15 protein-coding genes are annotated in these 18,961 nt (G+C 46.7%); 9 read left to right on the top strand and 6 right to left on the bottom strand.

Features of this window, described 5'->3' with window-relative positions:
* Positions 1–90: 90 nt before the first annotated feature.
* Both QUB13_RS16125 and QUB13_RS16120 read right to left on the bottom strand, forming a co-directional pair.
* The gene (locus tag QUB13_RS16125) at positions 91–945 is read right to left on the bottom strand and encodes an Hpt domain-containing protein (protein WP_333382422.1); all 855 of its coding nucleotides are present in this window, start codon (positions 943–945) and stop codon (positions 91–93) included.
* Positions 946–1,491: 546 nt separating this feature from the next.
* Positions 1,492–2,418 carry a DMT family transporter gene (locus tag QUB13_RS16120; protein WP_333382420.1) on the bottom strand — a complete coding sequence of 309 codons (927 nt, stop codon included), beginning with the start codon at positions 2,416–2,418 and terminating at the stop codon, positions 1,492–1,494.
* A 58-nt stretch (positions 2,419–2,476) separates the two neighbouring features.
* Here QUB13_RS16120 and QUB13_RS16115 point away from each other — a divergent pair, with 58 nt between their 5' ends.
* Together QUB13_RS16115 and QUB13_RS30485 are read left to right on the top strand one after the other, a co-directional pair.
* Positions 2,477–2,764 (top strand): helix-turn-helix domain-containing protein, encoded by a 288-nt coding sequence (locus QUB13_RS16115; RefSeq protein WP_333382418.1) that lies wholly within the window; start codon positions 2,477–2,479, stop codon positions 2,762–2,764.
* A gap of 194 nt (positions 2,765–2,958) precedes the next feature.
* Positions 2,959–3,150 (top strand): transposase, encoded by a 192-nt coding sequence (locus QUB13_RS30485; protein ID WP_442922173.1) that lies wholly within the window; start codon positions 2,959–2,961, stop codon positions 3,148–3,150.
* An 848-nt stretch (positions 3,151–3,998) separates the two neighbouring features.
* Here QUB13_RS30485 and mltA read toward each other — a convergent pair.
* Positions 3,999–5,201 carry a murein transglycosylase A gene (mltA, locus tag QUB13_RS16110; RefSeq protein ID WP_333382416.1) on the bottom strand — a complete coding sequence of 401 codons (1,203 nt, stop codon included), beginning with the start codon at positions 5,199–5,201 and terminating at the stop codon, positions 3,999–4,001.
* Positions 5,202–5,214: 13 nt separating this feature from the next.
* Positions 5,215–5,469 carry a hypothetical protein gene (locus QUB13_RS16105; protein WP_333382414.1) on the bottom strand — a complete coding sequence of 85 codons (255 nt, stop codon included), beginning with the start codon at positions 5,467–5,469 and terminating at the stop codon, positions 5,215–5,217.
* 678 nt (positions 5,470–6,147) lie between these two features.
* Between QUB13_RS16105 and carB the strand changes: the two genes are divergently transcribed.
* Positions 6,148–9,459, top strand: a complete 3,312-nt coding sequence (carB, locus tag QUB13_RS16100; protein ID WP_333382448.1) for a carbamoyl-phosphate synthase large subunit — start codon at positions 6,148–6,150, stop codon at positions 9,457–9,459.
* A 220-nt stretch (positions 9,460–9,679) separates the two neighbouring features.
* On the opposite strand, the gene QUB13_RS16095 is transcribed toward carB, so the two are convergent.
* The gene (locus QUB13_RS16095) at positions 9,680–9,919 is read right to left on the bottom strand and encodes a DUF6737 family protein (RefSeq protein WP_194009231.1); all 240 of its coding nucleotides are present in this window, start codon (positions 9,917–9,919) and stop codon (positions 9,680–9,682) included.
* A gap of 53 nt (positions 9,920–9,972) precedes the next feature.
* Positions 9,973–10,575 (bottom strand): Uma2 family endonuclease, encoded by a 603-nt coding sequence (locus QUB13_RS16090; RefSeq protein ID WP_333382412.1) that lies wholly within the window; start codon positions 10,573–10,575, stop codon positions 9,973–9,975.
* A 247-nt stretch (positions 10,576–10,822) separates the two neighbouring features.
* Between QUB13_RS16090 and QUB13_RS16085 the strand changes: the two genes are divergently transcribed.
* The 6 genes from QUB13_RS16085 (at position 10,823) to QUB13_RS16060 (ending at position 18,853) form a co-directional block, all read left to right on the top strand.
* Positions 10,823–11,485 carry a vWA domain-containing protein gene (locus QUB13_RS16085; protein WP_194009233.1) on the top strand — a complete coding sequence of 221 codons (663 nt, stop codon included), beginning with the start codon at positions 10,823–10,825 and terminating at the stop codon, positions 11,483–11,485.
* A 423-nt stretch (positions 11,486–11,908) separates the two neighbouring features.
* On the top strand, positions 11,909–12,688 hold the full coding sequence (locus QUB13_RS16080; protein WP_333382409.1) for a PP2C family serine/threonine-protein phosphatase: 780 nt from the start codon (positions 11,909–11,911) through the stop codon (positions 12,686–12,688).
* Between the two features lie 38 nt (positions 12,689–12,726).
* A complete protein-coding gene (locus QUB13_RS16075; RefSeq protein WP_333382407.1) occupies positions 12,727–13,404 on the top strand; it encodes a hypothetical protein in 678 nt (225 codons plus the stop codon).
* Between the two features lie 153 nt (positions 13,405–13,557).
* Positions 13,558–14,250: a hypothetical protein gene (locus QUB13_RS16070; RefSeq protein WP_333382405.1), complete on the top strand. Its 693-nt coding sequence runs from the start codon at positions 13,558–13,560 to the stop codon at positions 14,248–14,250.
* A 563-nt stretch (positions 14,251–14,813) separates the two neighbouring features.
* A complete protein-coding gene (locus tag QUB13_RS16065) occupies positions 14,814–16,565 on the top strand; it encodes an NACHT C-terminal helical domain 2-containing protein (RefSeq protein ID WP_333382403.1) in 1,752 nt (583 codons plus the stop codon).
* A 170-nt stretch (positions 16,566–16,735) separates the two neighbouring features.
* Positions 16,736–18,853 carry a DNA-binding protein gene (locus QUB13_RS16060; protein WP_333382401.1) on the top strand — a complete coding sequence of 706 codons (2,118 nt, stop codon included), beginning with the start codon at positions 16,736–16,738 and terminating at the stop codon, positions 18,851–18,853.
* Positions 18,854–18,961: the final 108 nt, after the last annotated feature.

The raw sequence follows: 18,961 nt of genomic DNA, 5'->3' as shown, positions 1-18,961 counted from the left end.
GCTATGTCAAAAGTTTGATGGAGAATATTGGTTTTTTCTCAAATATTCCTTGGTGGCTAATCCTGGTTCGCAATCTGATGTTTATAACCCTTATTCTGGTTCGCGATCGCGACAATCTTCATCTTCCGGGCCGCGGGGATGGATCGTGCAGTTGAGAACATGGCCGCCGTCGCTTCTGCCGTAATAGTAGCGACATCCGTTGCAAATTGCGGGAGGCTCGATCGCACTTTGGTAAAGCGGATAATCCGTCACCAGTAACGAAAAGTCTCGCTGAGTCTGAAAAGTCCCGATAATAGCGCCCGAGAGTTCCACAGCTTGGCGGATGTTTTCGATCCTGGTGTAAGGAGGCAGGTAAATATCAATATAAAGGCGAATACCATCGCCTTCTTGCTCGTGGCGAGTAATAGTACCTCGGAGCAAACCGACGCGCGACGCAATGGCGGAGGAAAATTCATCCAATGACGTGCAGTAACCGGAGAAAATGTGAATGTGTTCGTCGGTAGTAACTCTCACAGTCAGGCGAGTGGGAATTAGCACTCTCAAATAAACGTCGAGTTCGTCAAAAACCGGTTCAGCGAGGGAGAGCATTTGGTTTGCATCTTCGTGGTTGAGGCCAAAAACTTTAGAAACCTTGTGCACGAGGGCTGCTAAAATATCAGATACTTCAGTTAACAGCGATTGCAGTCTGTCATCAACGGCGATCGGACATTCTCTAAGCACTTTTAAATAATTCTCCAAGCGATGGGCAATTCGCTGAATGCTGCTAAATCCGAGCATAGCAGCTCCCCCTTTGAGCGAGTGCGAGGCTCGGATGAGCTGGTGTATTCTTTGGGGAGCTTGCACAGTGTTTTGCAGGTCAAGCAAGCCTTGTTCGATGATTTGGATGTGTTCTGTGGCTTCTTCGAGAAAGTAGCCGATGACGCGCTGTAATTGTTCTGGCAGCATAATTTTATTCTCCGAAATGCACCGAAATATTATTAGTCATTAATTATTAGTCATTAGTCATTAGTCATTAGTCATTTTAGCTGCTCGCGAAGTCGAAGGCTAGTCATTCGTCATTGGTCATATCATGTTCGGTCTACGATCGTAACAAAAAAGGTTCCTAGTGCGGACTAAATTCCGCTCCCGGATTGCGGATTTTAGTCCGCACTACCAACCAATTCTGCCAGGGAATTTATTCCCTGAGAGCAGGCGTGTAAGTCGGTTAAAACCAACCCATTTTATGGGTTTTTTAGTTTTTTTTAACCCAATGCGAGCTAGTCGGTAAACGAAAAATCCAAAATGTGATTAATCACAAGCCCTTGTAGGAGGGAAAGGAAAAATTAATTGCCCTCGCTGGCAATCTCCTGGCGCGTAAGTCCGAGGTAACTATCAACCTGTATGCTGTAAACTGTGGAAACTCATTGATATGCTCCCCACTTATTTGTATTTTGTAGCTCTAATCTTTTTTATTCTGACTCGCGCCAACTGTAGTGGCAAGGCTGAGAATTCTTAACTGTTGACTGTGCTTTTTTTTGCTCCGACTGTAGCGGTTGCTACGCCAAATAGCAGTATCGCAGCACCTGCGAGTACCGCCGGCGCGGGCACTTCCCGAAACACCAAATAACCCAAAAAACTCGCCGCCACCGGTTCAAACAATACGGCAAGAGTTACTATAGTTGGGGAAATTTGCACTACGGCCCAGTTTAAAATGGTGTGACCGATTAATTGAGGCAAGACAGCCGTCAACAAAATATAAAAATATACAATGTGCGAATAATCGGTATAACGGGTGCCGAAGGCGAGGGGGAGAGGCAGCAGGACGATCGCAGCAACAGTATAGGCGATCGCAATATAACCGCCAATTCCCAGTCCCCGCCGCTGAGCTTCCCGCCCCAACAGCAGGTACAAGCTGACAAGCCAGGAACCAGCCAGAGCCAGGAAATCGCCTAGGAGTTTGCTGCTACCGGCACTTTCTGCGCCCGCACTCCCCAGAGCGATCGCCATTCCCCCTGCAAGGGCTATAGTAATGCCAGCGATCGACATTTTGGTGAGTTTTTCGCCAAACCAGAAGCGCGACAACAGCGCTATCCAAACCGGAGTTGTGGTGACGAGGGCTGTCGAAGCCGCAATCGAAGTATAAGAAAGTGAGGTAATCCAGAGAGCAAAGTGCAGGGCGAGACACAAACCAGCCGCCGCAGCATAGCGCCGAGCTCCCGGTTGCAAAGAGTTCCACTGAATTTTCTGCCAAGCCGGAAGCAGAATTAAGGAAGACAAACTCAAGCGAGAAGCGGCGAGTATCAGACTGAAACCGAGGCCGCCCGCGCCTGCTTCCATGTTCGCCAGCCGAATTAAAATCGAAGAAGTTGAGACTGCCAAAACGCCGATAATTAACAATAGGGCGATCGACCAATTCTGCGGTTGTTTCGGAAAATTCATTTTTTTTAGATTAGTTATTAGTTATTAGTTACAGCACTTTGCTTGACGATTAGGTACAATGGTAGAGGTGGTAAAAAAGAAAAAAATCAAACCCTACTTCCTGGATATGCGTCAAAAGATCGTTGACACTTACGAAGCAGGTAACACCTCTATTCGGAAAGTAGCAGAAAGATTTCAAGTCAGCAAAAGTACCGTACAAGCAATACTAAAGCAAAAAAAAGAGACAGGAAAATTACTCCCTAGTCAGGCAAAGGGTGGTAAACCGAGCCTACTGTTTGGTCACGAACAACAGATTGAAGAGATGGTAGCTCAGTATCCAGATTACACACGCTTCAGAATACTGTGAGTATTGCCACGAAAAAACAGGAGTATGGTTGAGCGAGAGTGCCATGTGCCGACTCCTCAAAAAGCAGGAACGCACTTTGAAAAAAAACACTACGGAGCAGTCAAGCCCATAAAGAAATTAATCAAAAGAAGCGCATAGAATAGTGGAAAAAAATCCGAGATGTCGAACCATAAAATCTGATATTTTTGGACGAAATGGGCGTATTGCTTGGGATAATGAGGCCCAGAGCTAGAAGTAAAAAGGGAGAAAGAAGCTATGATATTAAGCCATTTTATAGAGAAAGTAGGGTGACAGTAGTTGGTGCAATAAGCAATAAGAAGGTAATCGCCCTGAAGACAATGGAAAAATCTCTGAATGGAGAGAAGTTCAAGAAATTTGTGCAATAACAACTTCCAAATTATGGAAAGGAGCGGTATTAGTCATGGATAATTTGAAGGTACATAAGGTAGAGGGGGTAGAAGAAATGATCGAAGCAGTAGGAGCAAGTGTGGTGTATTTATCACGCCAACTCACCGGAATTTAACCCAATCGAACATTTATGGTGGGAATTAAAGGCATGGCTCAGGAGATTTGTACCTCGAAGTGTACAGATTGTGGAAAAACTCTTGGAATTGGGAGTGAAATTATGTTCCCGTCGAGCAAATCGAAAATTATTTTGCTCACTGCTGTTACTGTACCTCTTAGTCACGCAAAGTGCTGTATCAAGTTAAAGCCAACCAGAAGAAGTACCCTTCAGAATGCGATCGATGCTATGTTTCAGTTTCAAGGTGGTATTTCTGAGGTTGAACAAGAAAGAATTATCGTGGAACTTCAACGGTTACAATACATACGCATTGATGAAAATAATAAAGTGACGTATTTACAGAAAAGTCCGTGACTGTTTGAGGATCGAAAACTTAATAACTTAACCACTTCCTACACTCCTCTCTCCTGTAAGTGGCGAGATAGAAGGAGGCATAGCCTCTGGCTCTGCATTACCAGGCAGAGTCTGGTAATATAAATTCCGGTTGCACTCCTCATGATGTTAACTGTTAACAGTCAACAGTCAACCGTGAATTTACTATTCCAATGCTGACGGATTTGATATAACGAGCAATCAAGATTCGTGACAGCCAGAAAAACTCGTGAAAAACCCGGTTTCTTGGGTTTTTGCCTCGCGCGGCGCAGTCAGAAACCGGTTTTTTTGTTAGCATCGGGAGGAACGATCGCCCCGACACAGGAAAACACTATTAATCTACTTTAAAAGCGGATAGTACAGTTCTCCTGTTGAGTTGATATAACCCGCGCGATCGCCCGCCAAATTTCCGGTTCCCATAAATACATCAACTCTCCCCGCGCCTTTAATTGCACCGCCCGTATCCTGATCCAAAACATACCGATTCACGGCATTTTGTTCGAGTTTTCCCGCCGCATTGGGATAAGGCAATTTGGTGCTAATTAATGCTAGCGCGCCGGGGGGCATTAAAGCTTTATCTGTGGCGATCGACCTTTCGGCAGTTACCGGCACTCCGATGCTGCCCGTCGGCAGTGATCCGTTAGTGTCCCGGAAGAACACAAAGCTTTGATTTTTCGGCAAATACTTGTCCATCTCTGCCGGAAAACTGGTGAAATATTCGGTTAGTTTCGGCAATGTTAACTCCTCTAAAGTAAACTTGCCGTCCTTAACTAATTCTCGCCCTACTCCTGTATAATTGCGACTGGTTTTACCTGCGAAACCGACTGTCATCTCGCCGCCTTCTGCTAGCTGCAATCTTGCTGAACCTTGGACTTGCACGAGAAATGCTTGGAATCGATCGCGCAACCAAACTAATTCTAATCCCCGCAGCAATCCTTTGCTTCCCTGCAAAGCATCTGCACCTTCCAATTCCAATCTAGTCGGGTGAGGTTTCGACCAAGAACCGAGGTTTGGCGGCACTCGGTACAGGGGATAACGGTATTCGGAATTAGGCGTGCGAGATGCTGCATAAGTCGGCTCGAAATAACCTGTAAATGCCACTGTTCCTTTGCCGTCTTTGCCGATCGATTTGTAAAAAACAAATTCTCGTTTGACAGATTCTTGGAGTTGTGCAGGTGTAGTGGAACTGACTACTAATTGGCGGAACCGATCGAGGGAACGGCGGACTCGATCGCGCGTAATTCCTGCGACTGGATAGCGGCTGTAAGCACTTGCAGCGGCTGATGTATTGAGATAGCGGAGGCTGTTGTCGATCGACTTTAACAGCAATTGGCGATCGCCCGGTTGGCCATTTTCGCCCCAGATTTGAGCGTCAAGCCCGATCGACTCCAACTCGGTCGCCTGCAATTGATTTATACTAACTGGTTGCAGCGACGGAACTGCAACGGCGGGCACCGAAAAAGCGATCGCCAAAATACAACACGCGATCGTCAATAATTGATAGCGAACAATCTTGATCAATTTCCAATTTTCCCCAATCATTTAATAATTTTGCTTATTCCTCGTATCGTTCGATACTAGAACTAAATAGCGGTTCTACCCGAATTCCGAGAATGCTACTAGGCCGAATTACCATGTATTCGCCTTGAACATTTTTGATCGGGACATTGACAAATTCTGACGAATCTTGTTTGGGAACCAGAGTTTTATACCACTGTTGAAAATCTTGCAGGGTTGCAAAACGGATTTCTTCGCGGTGGCCGCCCTCAAGCAGCAGGTGCACTGAATATTCGCTAGGAGTTCTAGGCATATCTGTGTTTGAGATTTTGGATTTCAAGCTTTGGGAACGATTTTATATTTTACCTCTTACTCGGCGCATTCCCCGATCTAAGCAGATTCGATGGAGCCAGAGGAGAGGGCTGGCGGTGGCTTCCTTGCTTCGGTTGCGCGGTACAAGTCGCGGGCGAGGGTAGAGAGATGGCAAACTGGTAGGGTGCGCCCGCATACCGATTGACTGTGTACCCGGAGAGTGATAGCGGTGCGCCCGCACACCCTACTAGCATCGGTGAAATTTGTAGGCTGCGCCGATTAAGGTGTCAGCAAAATTTAATAATTCAGGACGCATTGCACACCGAAACCTGGTTTCTGACTAGCCCTGCTGGCGCAACTCCCGCGATCAATCTCGCACCAGAAACCGATTGTGTATTTTAGAACACGATTCGACCGCAACACTTAAAATAGTCTGGATTTAGCGATCGACTGTACCATTTTCCCATCAATATTTCTCGTTAGCTGGCAGTATCTGCCAACCACAGTCGCGAGGTTCCGCTTCCAAAATGCTGATAATGGTGCACAATTTCAAATTAACAACAAAACTTGCGCTGTTTTGAGTAAGCTTTTGGTGGAACAGCTCAAAAAGCCTGTTTCTAAGAGCGATGCAAAATATCAAATGTATCCTCAATCTCGTCCAATTACCAATTACGAACCTATGCCCCGTCGCCAAGACTTAAAAAAGATTCTTCTCATTGGTTCCGGCCCAATTGTCATTGGCCAAGCGTGCGAATTTGACTATTCGGGGACGCAAGCTTGCAAAGCTTTGCGAGAAGAAGGTTATGAAGTAGTGTTGGTGAATTCCAACCCTGCCACAATTATGACCGATCCCGAAACGGCCGATCGCATTTACATCGAACCTCTAACCCCAGCCATCCTCGAACAAATCATCGCCCAAGAAAGACCCCAAGCAATTTTACCGACAATGGGCGGTCAAACGGCACTAAATTTAGCCGTTGCTGTCGCTAAAAATGGCGTTTTGGAAAAATACAACGTCGAGTTAATTGGTGCTAAATTGCCAGCCATTGAAATGGCAGAAGACAGGCTGTTATTTAAGGAAGCGATGGCGCGAATCGGTGTCGCAGTTTGTCCTTCGGGAATTGCCAACAATCTCGACGAAGCCAAAGCAATCGGCCACCAAATCGGCAGTTATCCGTTAATTATCCGTCCGGCTTTTACAATGGGCGGCACGGGAGGCGGCATTTCTTACAATCAAGAAGAGTTTGAAGAAATGGCCCAAGGTGGTATTGATGCGAGTCCGGTGTCGCAAATTTTGATCGAACAATCTTTGATCGGTTGGAAAGAGTACGAACTGGAAGTGATGCGGGATTTGGCAGATAATGTAGTGATTATTTGCTCGATCGAAAATCTCGACCCGATGGGCGTGCACACTGGCGATTCAATCACCGTCGCACCGGCTCAAACTCTCACCGACAAAGAATATCAGCGCCTGCGGGATGCTTCGATTAAAATTATCCGCGAAATCGGAGTTGAAACTGGCGGTTCTAACATTCAATTTGCCGTTAATCCAGTCAACGGAGATTTCATCGTCATTGAAATGAACCCTCGGGTTTCCCGTTCCTCCGCCTTGGCCTCAAAAGCCACCGGTTTCCCGATCGCCAAAATGGCGGCAAAATTAGCCGTAGGTTACACCCTAGACGAAATTTCCAACGATATCACCAAGAAAACTCCCGCGTCTTTTGAGCCGACAATTGACTACGTAGTGACGAAAATTCCCCGATTTGCTTTTGAAAAATTTCCCGGTTCGGAACCGACTCTGACAACGCAAATGAAGTCAGTGGGAGAGGTAATGGCGATCGGGCGCAGCTTCAACGAATCTTTCCAAAAAGCGCTGCGGGGACTAGAAACCGGCCGCGCAGGCTTCGGGTGCGACAAACCGGAAAAATTGCCGAGTTTGGAACAAATTCGCGCCGGATTGCGGACACCAAATCCCGATCGCATTTTTACAGTTCGCCATGCGATGATGATGGGAATGTCGGTGGAAGATATCTTTGAACTCACAGCAATCGATCCCTGGTTTTTGGATAAAATGCAGGAATTGTTGGAAGCAGAGAAGTTCTTGAAACGAACAACGCTCAAGCAGTTGACAAAAGAGACAATGTTTGAAGTAAAGCAGTTGGGATTTAGCGATCGCCAAATTGCTTACGCCACCAAAACATCGGAAGATCAAGTCCGCGCCTACCGCAAAGAATTGGGCGTAGTGCCGATTTACAAAACAGTCGATACCTGCGCCGCTGAATTTGAAGCATTCACACCTTATTACTATTCCACCTACGAAGCAGGAGCGGCAATTTGGGAACAGGGCGATGAAGAAAAGAAAATTTCGCCTGTCGGTCACAGTCTCGCACCGGAGTCGGAAGTTTTGCCTTCTACTAAGCGAAAAGTGATGATTCTAGGCGGCGGGCCGAACCGCATCGGACAGGGGATTGAGTTTGATTACTGTTGCTGTCACGCTGCTTATTCCCTAGGCGAAGACGGGTTTGAGACAATTATGGTCAACTCGAACCCTGAGACAGTTTCGACAGATTACGATACGAGCGATCGCCTGTATTTTGAACCGCTAACTAAAGAGGATGTTCTTAATATTATTGAGGCGGAAAATCCCGAAGGAGTAATCATTCAATTTGGCGGACAAACGCCGTTAAAATTGGCGATTCCTTTACAAAAAGCTCTCGAAAATCATCCCGACGTACAAACAAAAATCTGGGGAACTTCGCCGGATTCCATCGATACTGCTGAAGATAGGGAGCGATTTGAAAAAATTCTGCGACAGTTGGATATTCAGCAAGCCGCTAACGGTTTGGCGCGCAGTTTTGAGGATGCTTTAATCGTCGCTCAACGCATCGGTTATCCGGTGGTGGTGCGGCCTAGTTACGTGTTGGGCGGGCGAGCAATGGAAATTGTTTATTCCGATACGGAATTGGAACGTTACATGACCTACGCGGTGCTGGTAGAACCGGAGCATCCGATTTTAATTGACAAGTTCTTGGAAAATGCGATCGAGGTCGATGTAGATGCGATCGCCGATATGACCGGCAATGTGACGATCGGCGGTATTATGGAACACATCGAAGAAGCGGGAATTCACTCCGGCGACTCGGCTTGTTCCATCCCTTACCAAACCCTTTCTGAGAAAGCGGTAGAAACAATTCGCCGCCAGACAGTGGAACTAGCAAAAGCCCTGAAAGTGATCGGGTTGATGAACATTCAATTTGCTGTCCAAGGCGAAGAAGTTTTCATTTTAGAAGCTAATCCACGGGCTTCTCGCACAGTACCTTTTGTGTCAAAAGCGATCGGAGTTCCCCTAGCAAAAATCGCATCGCGAGTCATGTCGGGTCAAACTCTAGAAGCTTTAGGTTTTACTAAAGAGATTATACCAATTCAGGTTTCCGTGAAAGAAGCCGTGCTACCGTTTGCTAAGTTTCCGGGAACAGATACTTTGTTAGGGCCAGAAATGCGATCGACTGGCGAAGTCATGGGAATTGACACAGATTTTGGCAAAGCATATGCCAAAGCTCAACTCGGCGCGGGACAAGTGATGCCGTTGTTCGGAGTCGTGCTAGTTTCCATGCGCGATCGCGATAAACTAGCAGTTGTACCGGTTGTGAAGGAATTCTTAGAATTAGGTTTCAAAGTAGTAGCAACTCACGGAACGCGCAAAGTTTTGCGAGAGCAAGGTTTAGATGTATATTTGGAATTGAAACTGCACGAAGGGCGGCCAAATTTGTTGGATTCGATCAAAAATGAAAAAATCCAACTAATTATCACCACACCTTCTGGCGAAGAATCCCGCGCCGACGGAACCTTTATCCGCCGCACAGCTTTGAGTTACAAAATCCCGATTATTACCACAATCGCCGGTGCCAAAGCCACAGCAGCGGGAATTCGATCGCTCAAATCCAACCCGATGAAAGTGAAAGCAATTCAAGACTATTACCCGCAAGCGTAGAGTTATTGTAGGGCGCGAAACACTGTTCGATCGTTAGGCCATCGATCCCCCCTAGCCCCCCTTAACAAGGGGGGGACAAGAGCGTCAAAGCCCCTTTTGTTAAGGGCGAAACCGTCCACTTTTCAAAGTCCCCCTTTTTAAGGGGGATTTAGGGGGATCGAGACTTTGCTATAAACCTAGGATACTTATGGCGCACCCACAAACAGCGCACCACCAAAACCTAATCTGAATGAGAATCTAAAGCACCGCTAGACACCATCAACTTCGGCCAAACCAACAAGAAAAACCCCATCCAAGCCAATAAAGGAATCGCGACTAAAACAGTTATCCAAACAGTTTTTAACACAAACCAACTACCGCCAATCAGACTCGTGCCAGTCAAAAGAATTGACCAAGGCTGACACCACCAAGGTTTGTAGTCCCAAGCACTAATAGCTTTTTTTTCAGAAACAGATTTCATATTTTCAGTAATTTTGTATAGATTGGCGATCGGGCTATCTAGAGGAAACCAATTTAAACGTTCATCACCTCTTCGGCTGTCAGCGTTAATTCAGGAAAAGTCCGCGATACAATTCGTTCGCTGCCTTTGAACGCGCTTCTTTGATAGTTTCCCTCTGCATCCAAAAGGTGAACAAATATAGTTGGAACTTTGGGATTTCCCAGAAATTCCCTGCTACCAATTGCTAAGTAATCGACAATCCAATACTCAGGAATTCCGAGGCGCTGGTACTCGTCCAGTTTGTCGATATAATCGTCATCCCAATTTGTTGATGTTACCTCCACCGCCAATTGAATTGGTTCTCGCAACGCAGCATAAGCAGAACGGTTCGATCGCCATAAATCGCGATCGATTACGCTGACATCCGGTCTCCGCCCTAGTTCAACGCCGGCTTTATTTACAGTTTTGATAACTGGCGTGAGCCTGACAACATAATTTAAGTTTAGCCGTTTAATTTCATCTTTAAATGAGTCAGATGTAAAATCAGCAACATCATCATGATTTCTGGTGGAATTCATTTCTACAATTTCTCCATTTACCAGTTCATAGCGTCCATCTTCTGGACATTCTACAAGGAATTGGTCAAAGGTTAATTTTTTCGTGGCTGTTGCAATCATAAGATTTTCCCTTATTTTGCAGTAATACTATTAGTCTACATTACCACAGGCAGGAATGAATTTGTTTTTTTGACCGCAGATATCTAATTTTACAATCAAAAATATACAATCAAAAATCTCAAATCGATTCAGGTAAATGGTAAAATACGATCGCCAGCCGGCAGATTGAGTTAAATATGTCACCTACTGGCTAGGGTAGAAAGTAACAAACCTAGAAATCAAGCCACTCCAAGGTCAACCCCGAACCATGAGACTAGACGAAGCTGTTGAATTTGCCGAAAACCCAGAGCCGCGCTGTCCCTGCGTTTTGCTGCTGGACACCTCCGGCTCCATGCAAGGCGCAGCCATAGATGCCTTGAATGAGGGGCTGGAAGTTTTTAGGAATGACCTAATTAAAGACGAACTAGCTAAAAAGCGAGTTGAAGTCGCGATTATTTCCTTTGACAATAATATCAAAGTCGTGCAAGACTTCGTGACCGCCGACCAGTTCGAGACACCGCTGCTGACAGCCCAAGGACAAACCCACATGGGCGCGGGCATTCAGCTCGCACTAGATACCATTGCCGCCCGCAAATCCGAATACCGCAACAACGGCATCACTTACTACCGCCCGTGGGTATTTATGATTACCGACGGCGAACCTCAAGGCGAATCAGATGATGTTGTGGAAATAGCAGCACAGCGAATTAAAGAGGAAGAAACGAACAAGCGCGTGGCATTTTTTGCTGTCGGAGTTGAAGGTGCTAATATCTCCCGTCTCGCAGAAATTGTCGATCGCACTCCTGTAAAATTGAAAGGATTAGACTTTCGAGAGATGTTCATTTGGCTGTCGGCTAGTATGCAGAGAGTTTCTCACTCAAAAATTGACGAACAAGTAGCACTGCCGCCGCCCGGATGGGGAACTGTTTAGTTAGTTGTCAGTTGTTAGTTGTCAGTTGTTAGTTGTTAGTTGCTAGTTGTTGGTTGGTAGGGGCGGTGCCCCCGTGCCCGCCCTCAGTTGTTGGTTGTTAGTTGTTAGTTGTTATGGCTCATTAGTTAATAACAGTAATAGATTCTTAAGGGATCTCTCTACAAAATGAACACAAACTAATAATTGATGAGACAGATTGTAAAGCAGAGACCCGAACCCAGGATTTTTTTTGATTCTTTTATGGAATAGTTCAATCTAAATTGCTGCTTGATTCTAATAACCAATAACCAATAGCCAATAACCAATAACCAATAACCAATAACCAATAACCAATAACCACCAACCACCAACCACCAACCACCAACCAACAACTAATAACCAATAACCAATAACTAATAACCAATAACTAATAACTAATAACTAATGACTAACGAATCTGAACTATTGAGTAATTGGCAAGTTGTAGCGGCATCCGTGACGGGTACTAGCCACGAAAAACGATCGCAGCCCTGTCAAGATGCCCACTGCTGGCGCGTCTTGGCCAACGGTGTTTTGGTAGCAGCAGTTGCTGACGGCGCGGGCTCCGCTGCACTGGCAGAAGTTGGGGCAAAAATTGCTGTAGAAGCGGTTGTCGAAATGATGTGTCAACAGGATTTGCAGCCTGAGAATGACGGCGAATGGCAGGTATTTTTGACAGCTTCTCTGCAAGTCGCGCGGGCCCAGGTGGAAGCAGAAGCGGCTGTGCGGGAAGTGCCGGCGAGGGATTTGGCTTGCACTTTAATTGCAGTTGTGGCGACGCCGGAATTAATCGCAGTTGCTCAAATTGGTGACGGTGCGGCGGTTGCGGGTGACATTGAGGGAAATGCGATCGCCCTTACTGTACCTCCCTGCGGCGAATATATCAACGAAACCATCTTTTTGGTTTCGCCAAATGCGATCGAAACAGCGCAATTTCAGGTAATGCGGCAACCGCTGCGGCACTTAGCTGTGTTTTCCGACGGCTTGCAAATGCTAGCTCTCAAAATCCCCGAAGGTACGCCCCACAAGCCGTTTTTTACGCCGTTGTTTCGGTTTTCGGGCGAACCGAAGGAAGAGTCGGATGCAAAAGAGCAGTTAGAGTCATTTTTGCGATCGCCCAGAGTTTCCCAACGCACCGACGATGATTTAACATTATTGTTAGCAACTTTTTCGAGCAATGTCTAATCTGTTCAAATCCACTTACACAAGCCGGATAAAAAATTATGACAACTCAAGGAATTAGTGCCAGAAACTTGTTACGAGAAACATTTGCCGCTATGGGAACTCTATACGCTCCCCTATTGATCATCTATTCTCCCAGTTTGATATTTTTTGTCGCCTTCAATAGTTTGGGTGGCCTACAAAAATCAACAGGTGTTGCTTTATATACTATCTACTCGTTTGTGGTCATTCCTTTCTTGTCGGGAGCCATGATTTTCTACACTTACCGAAGTTTGGCTCGAAATCAAGTAACTGTTGGTCAAGCTTTCAATCAAGCAAGCAGAAGATTTCTGCACCTGATTTTGGTTAATATTCTGTTTGCGCTGCTGGTGTCAGCAGGCTTTATTGCACTAATAATTCCTGGGATTTATGTATCATGTCGCTTAATATTTTCACCTTTTGCTACCGTCATTGATAACTCTTCGGCGCTGGACAGTATTAGTAGCAGTTGGAATTTAACTAAAGGGCATTGGTGGTTGGTATGTCGAGCGATTTCTCTGATAACTTTTGTCGTTTTTGTGCCAACCATATTGATTTCTGGATTAATCGGTTCAATATTGGGGAATTTGCTAGCATCTCAGCTTCTGGGTCAGGTACTCGGATTGATAGCCGCAGTGTTGATAAATGTTTATTTGGTTTTATTGTACAAGGCTTTGCGGAAATCGGCAGGAACTATTTAATAGACATCTCCTCAAAGAAAGTTAAAGGATGCAGGATACCTGCGCCACCAACGATTGTTGGAGATGTTTAACGATCGGCGAAAATTGGGTGCGGTTCTATAATAAAATCGAGGTGTAAACAATTCTGGTTTAATCTGTACAGTAGGTCGTCACTTGCAAGCACAAGATATTAAGGATAAGCTCAACACCCTAATTAGCGCAGCAGATCGAATAGATCCGAGTTTGGCGAGAAGATTGGAGGAAATCAATCGCTGGGTGAAAGATCTTAAACCCGGTTCGCTAACTGCTAAGAAATTTGTGATGGCTTTTTTGCTGCAGCTTATCCAAGATTCTCAGGTTTGGCTGGCGGTTCAATCTCTACCTTCGGAAATAGAAAAACAAGCGGCGCTTGAGTTAATGACTCCGGGAGAAAGGTATTGGTACGGCTATTTATTTCCTAAATGGCTGAACGAAAACGATCGCAAATTTTACATCTGGAAACAAAAACTCAAGGCTGGTGAATTCGATCCGGCTGACGATATAGTGATTCGGGCGATCGCATCCCGGATTGTCGAACGCCAAGGCAGTTTTTTGTATCGCTATGTTGCCGATCTTTCTATGGCAACTGATTCGATCGTTAGCAACCGCCAACAGCAGCCCCTCTGCATTCAAGTCACTACTCTTTCTGATGAGTTTTCGGAACAAAAATATCAAAAATGGCAACAAACTCTTCAAGATTGGGGGATTGACAGAGGATTATTTTTAAGTTATGATAGAAACGATGCAAATTTCCTGAACCAGTTAGTTAACATTGCATTATATAATAGTGATAATTTGCCCCCAGGTCGTTACCTGAAGTTCCCGTAAATCTACCAAATCTGCTGCTGAGAATAGTTCGACTCCTAAAAACTCGGTGAAGAAGAAATTTTGAATTGCCTCATATATTCCACAACTCTAGACGGTCAAAATCTAAGCCTCAGTTCGCTTCTCTTGTCCGGGAAGACTGCGCCAAGATTTTTCCTCCCATTTTCTGTTTCCGGGAGGGGTATTCTGCCAGACTGCGGCCACAGGCATAGCTGTCAATTTAATGTCAAACTTAGTATGGGTTTGCTGTTTGATTATTAGGCCTTGGATCGCCCTGGCCCCTCCAATCTATCGGGGGGACAAGAGTTTTTTATTGCGTCCCCCACTTAAGGGGGATTGAAGGGGATCGAGATTCGGGTATAAACGAAAAATACAAAGGTTTTTAAGCGATTGTTGACATCATGAAGGGCAACAGGCGATCGATACGAATGCTCAGCAACGGGAAGATTTACCGCAGCAATCAATAGCGGTAAGGTTCCTAATTTGCACCCTAAGAAAGATAGAGATTTGATTGTATCGCAGTGAAATTGTTGGAAATAAAATCAAATTACATCAAAATCAATACTATGACAGTACAAGGTACAAGCACCGTTGAAAGCAACTTGCAAAAAGTCTTGGAAGAACTGGAAGCAGCCAGGAAAATGCAGGATGATTGGATGGATCGCGGGGTAGATTTTGTTGATTTGTACGTGGAAGATGCAGGCGGTGATTGGTTGGAAAAATGGGATGAATGTGAAAAAGAATTAAAACAGATAAAAATTCAAAAGGTAGATGTTGAAGCAGTCAAAGCAGCGATCGACCTGCAGGACTTCGGGCAAACCGAACTGCTGGAAATTGCCTTGACTAGCCGCTGGCAGCTAGGCAACAAGTGCGATCGCCAAACAGGGAAAGAGGTGAAGCAGCAACGGCTGTCACTCCTAGGCGGAGCGATTTTTGATGCTGTTGTTACCGACTACCTGTACCGCACCTATCCCGATCTGAACTGCGATTATATAGCAACGCTAAAAAGTCGTTTAGCAGACCAAAAAAAAATTGCCGAATCAGCACAAAATTTAAAATTGAGCGAATTTGATCGGCCTGTCGGTAACTGTAAAGAAACAGACAATGGCGAGTACAATATTTTTTTGTCTCAGACTTTTGAGGCATTGTTTGGGGCGATTTACTTAGAGTTCGATCGCAATTTTTCCCGTGCGGGTAAATGGCTGATTGAGCGATCGGTCGAAACAACTCTCAGCCAGCATATCGACCTAACTCAGCGCCCCGAAAGCGCGCCAGAGAACGAACTAAAGCGGCGGGAAATCCTGGGTGCGGCGATTCTAGAGGCGATCGCGATCGACTATCTGTACAACCGCTTTCCCGAACGTAACAGCAGCCAGCTAACTCACTGGAAAAATCTGTTAGCAGCCAAAGAGATTTTCCCCAAAGACTTTAAGGCAAAATTAGGCAGTCATTACTTGGAATTGAACAGCAATTTCTCGCGTACCCGCGACTGGTTGGTGGATAACTTTATCAAAACCGCAGTTGACGAACTAATAGAGGAAACCGACACTCAACCAGAATATCTGATTGACAGTGCCAACCCGGAATCGCTGCCAGAATTTGTCAGCCGGATTGCAGACAAAAAGTGGAGAAATGAATTTTTGAGAGTCGCAGAAATTTTGCAACCTGCTGACGAACTTGTGCTGCTAATGCAAGAAAAAATTGACAGTATGGCAGCTAAAGATCAAACCTTGCAACAGTTGCTAATCTGGGCTAATCAGAAGTCGGTGTCAGTGGAAAATAATTTCAAGAAGGGGGAAATTCGGGCCTTTTATGTGGCCTTGGTTTGTGTCTTAGATTTGACTTTAACTCGCGTCCTCGAACCAAGTCTCGATTTTGATAAATCGAAAGTTTGCAAGTTGCGAGATTGTTTGGCAAAAGCGGTACAAAATGTGGAATTTGCGGAGGATATCGGGATGCGAAAACTGGAATTTGACGAGGATTTGACTGGTGTATTGGTGGGGATATTGGGGCTGAATATTGAACCGGAACTCAAACAACTGCTGCAACAATTTCAGCATCAGATGCCAGATTTGCAAAATTGGAAAAAGTGGCGGAAAGAGTGCGGCAAAAGTTGGCTGGCAAAATTTAAGAGCGCGATCGGCTACAATTTAGATTTTCGCCCCCAACAAAAAACCTTGCTGAAACAGTATTACTACGCCTACAACTTGCTGGTGGAATGCCTCAACACCGATAATTGTCAGGTGACACCCGCCGTTAAACAAAAAATTGAGGATAAGATGTTATTGTCCGTGGATTTGAAGCTGATTCACGTCTAATTTGCATGGGAGGGGCGAGACACCCTTCCCACGAACAACCACAATAAAATTGGTTCGATCGTTCGGACTTCGGTCCGGATCCAAGGACGCTTCTGTACCACTACCGCAAATCTAAAATCTAAAATCTAAAATCTAAAATCTACTAATCCTCTATCCCCTAACGGAATTCTATGCAGTTGCAGCGCCAATTTAGCGGACAACTGATTGCGATCGACAGCAACAGCGCGATCGCCAGCGGCGGTGAAGGTCGCATCTACCCGATCGCCCAAGATCCATCCCTAGTAGCAAAAATCTACCACAAACCGACAGACGAAGACGGCGACAAACTCACAGTCATGTTCAGTATGCCGCCGGATGCGCCGATCGCCGAACCGGGACACGCCTCAATAGCTTGGCCAGTCGATTTGCTGCATACTGTCGGCGGGCGCGAAAAAATCGTCGGTTTTGTGATGCCGCGCGTCAAGAAAGTGATGCCAATACACACTTTCTACACTCCCAAAACCAGGCGCGAACAAAAACCGCTATTTAGCTATCTTTACCTCCACCGCACCGCCCGAAATCTCGCCTCGGCTGTCAACGCCCTCCACGTCAGGGGTTACGTCATCGGCGACGTGAACGAGTCGAACATTTTGGTGACGGATACGGCTTTGGTAACGCTGGTAGACACCGATTCGTTTCAAGTGCGCGATCCTTATACGGGTTACGTTTATCGGTGTCCCGTGGGGAAGCCGGAGTTTACGCCACCGGAATTGCAGGGCCAGACTTTCCGCGATATCGATCGAGCCCCAGAGCACGATTTGTTCGGTTTAGCGGTGCTCATTTTTCAATTGCTGATGGAAGGTACGCACCCGTTTTCGGGGGTTTATCTCGGTAGCGATGAACCGCCGTCTATGGAGGCGAGAATTCGATCGGGCCATTTCCCCAACGGTACCAAACGGATACCCTACCGCCCGATGCCCGCAGCGCCGCCCTTCGATATGCTGCCGCCGAGGCTGCGGCAGATGTTTATCCGCTGTTTTGAGGAAGGACACCTCAATCCGGCGGCGCGCCCGGATGCAAAAACTTGGGTGAATGCGATTCGGGAAGCGGAAGATTCTCTAATTACTTGCAGCAAAAATACTCAGCATAAATACGGAAATCATTTGAGTCGGTGTCCTTGGTGCGATCGGGCAAAACTCCTCAAAGGCCGCGATCCGTTTCCTTCGCGACAAGCAGTCAACAATGGATTGCACTTGCAGCCAGCCAAAACCAAGCGTAAAAAGCCCCAACCCACAGCGCCTGTGAGGGACACCGCACCGCGCCGTCAATTCTCCTCAACGGGGCTGCCGCGCCAACTAGGCCAGTACGCAGTGCCGCTGTTACCGATGCCGATGTCTTCTCGGAGTCGGACTCCTGCGGCGAGGGCTCCGGTGGGCAAGTTGGAGCGCATTGTTCGGGATGCTGGTTGGGGCGGTGTTTGGGGTACTTTGTGTTTGGCGGCGGCGGCGGGGGTTTTTTCGGCTGTGGCTGAGGGCGGCGGCGCGATTTTGGGGGCGATTTTTGTCGGTTCGATTTGGGGAAGTTTTTTTGGGATGATTTGGGGGATTTTTACTTTGCCGCCGAACCAGATTTGGCGGAAGTGGGGAGGGGTTTTGGTGGGGACTCTGTGGGGGGCTTTCTTTTTGGCGGCGATCGGCGGTGCGGTGTTTGGGGTGATGAGTGAAAATCCGGCGATCGGGCAGGGGATTTTGTCCGGCGCGGGGGTTGGTATGGTGTGGGGCTTTGTTTGGGCTGTTTGCAAGCCTCCTCTGGCGATGCCTGTGGGGAGGACGTGGGGCCGGCGGGGAGCGTATTTGGGAGCGGTTTGGGGAGCGTTTGCGGGTACTGTGGCTGGTATTTTGTTGGGGGCTGGCCTGGTGGTTTGGCAGCAATATAGCGGGCAGATGCGGCCGGTGAACGAGTTTGCGAGTTTGTTGCTTGCTGTGGCGATCGTGGCGGCGGGTGTGGGTGCTGTTGGGGGTGTGGTTTCGGGTAGTTTGTTGGGTGTTTGCGGGTTTTCGCCGAAGCTGCCGGTGTCGTTTCAGCCTTCGGGTTTGAGGGGCGGAACTTTGGGGGCGATTTGGGGAAGTTTTTTGGGGACTTTTGCGGGTGCTGTGTTGGGCGCGGGGGTGTCTGCGATGTTTCCGGCTTTGGGCGCTGGGGTGCCGATGCAGTTTGCACCTGTCGCGGGTGCGATCGTGGGGGCTGGTTTGGGGGCGATTTGGGGTGTGGTTTCGGGTGCTGTTTGGGGGGCGTTGGGGAAGTGGTGATTTGATTTAAGGCTTCAATTGGTTTTTTTGCGATCGTAGTTGTCATCATCCCTACAAGTAATGTACTATGTCAATAGGTAATGCACTTAAATGACAAAGAGAGTCTTG

It is taken from the genome of Microcoleus sp. B4-D4, assembly GCF_036705185.1.
GTDB lineage: Bacteria > Cyanobacteriota > Cyanobacteriia > Cyanobacteriales > Microcoleaceae > Microcoleus.
This window is presented reverse-complemented; position numbering and strand designations above follow the sequence as displayed.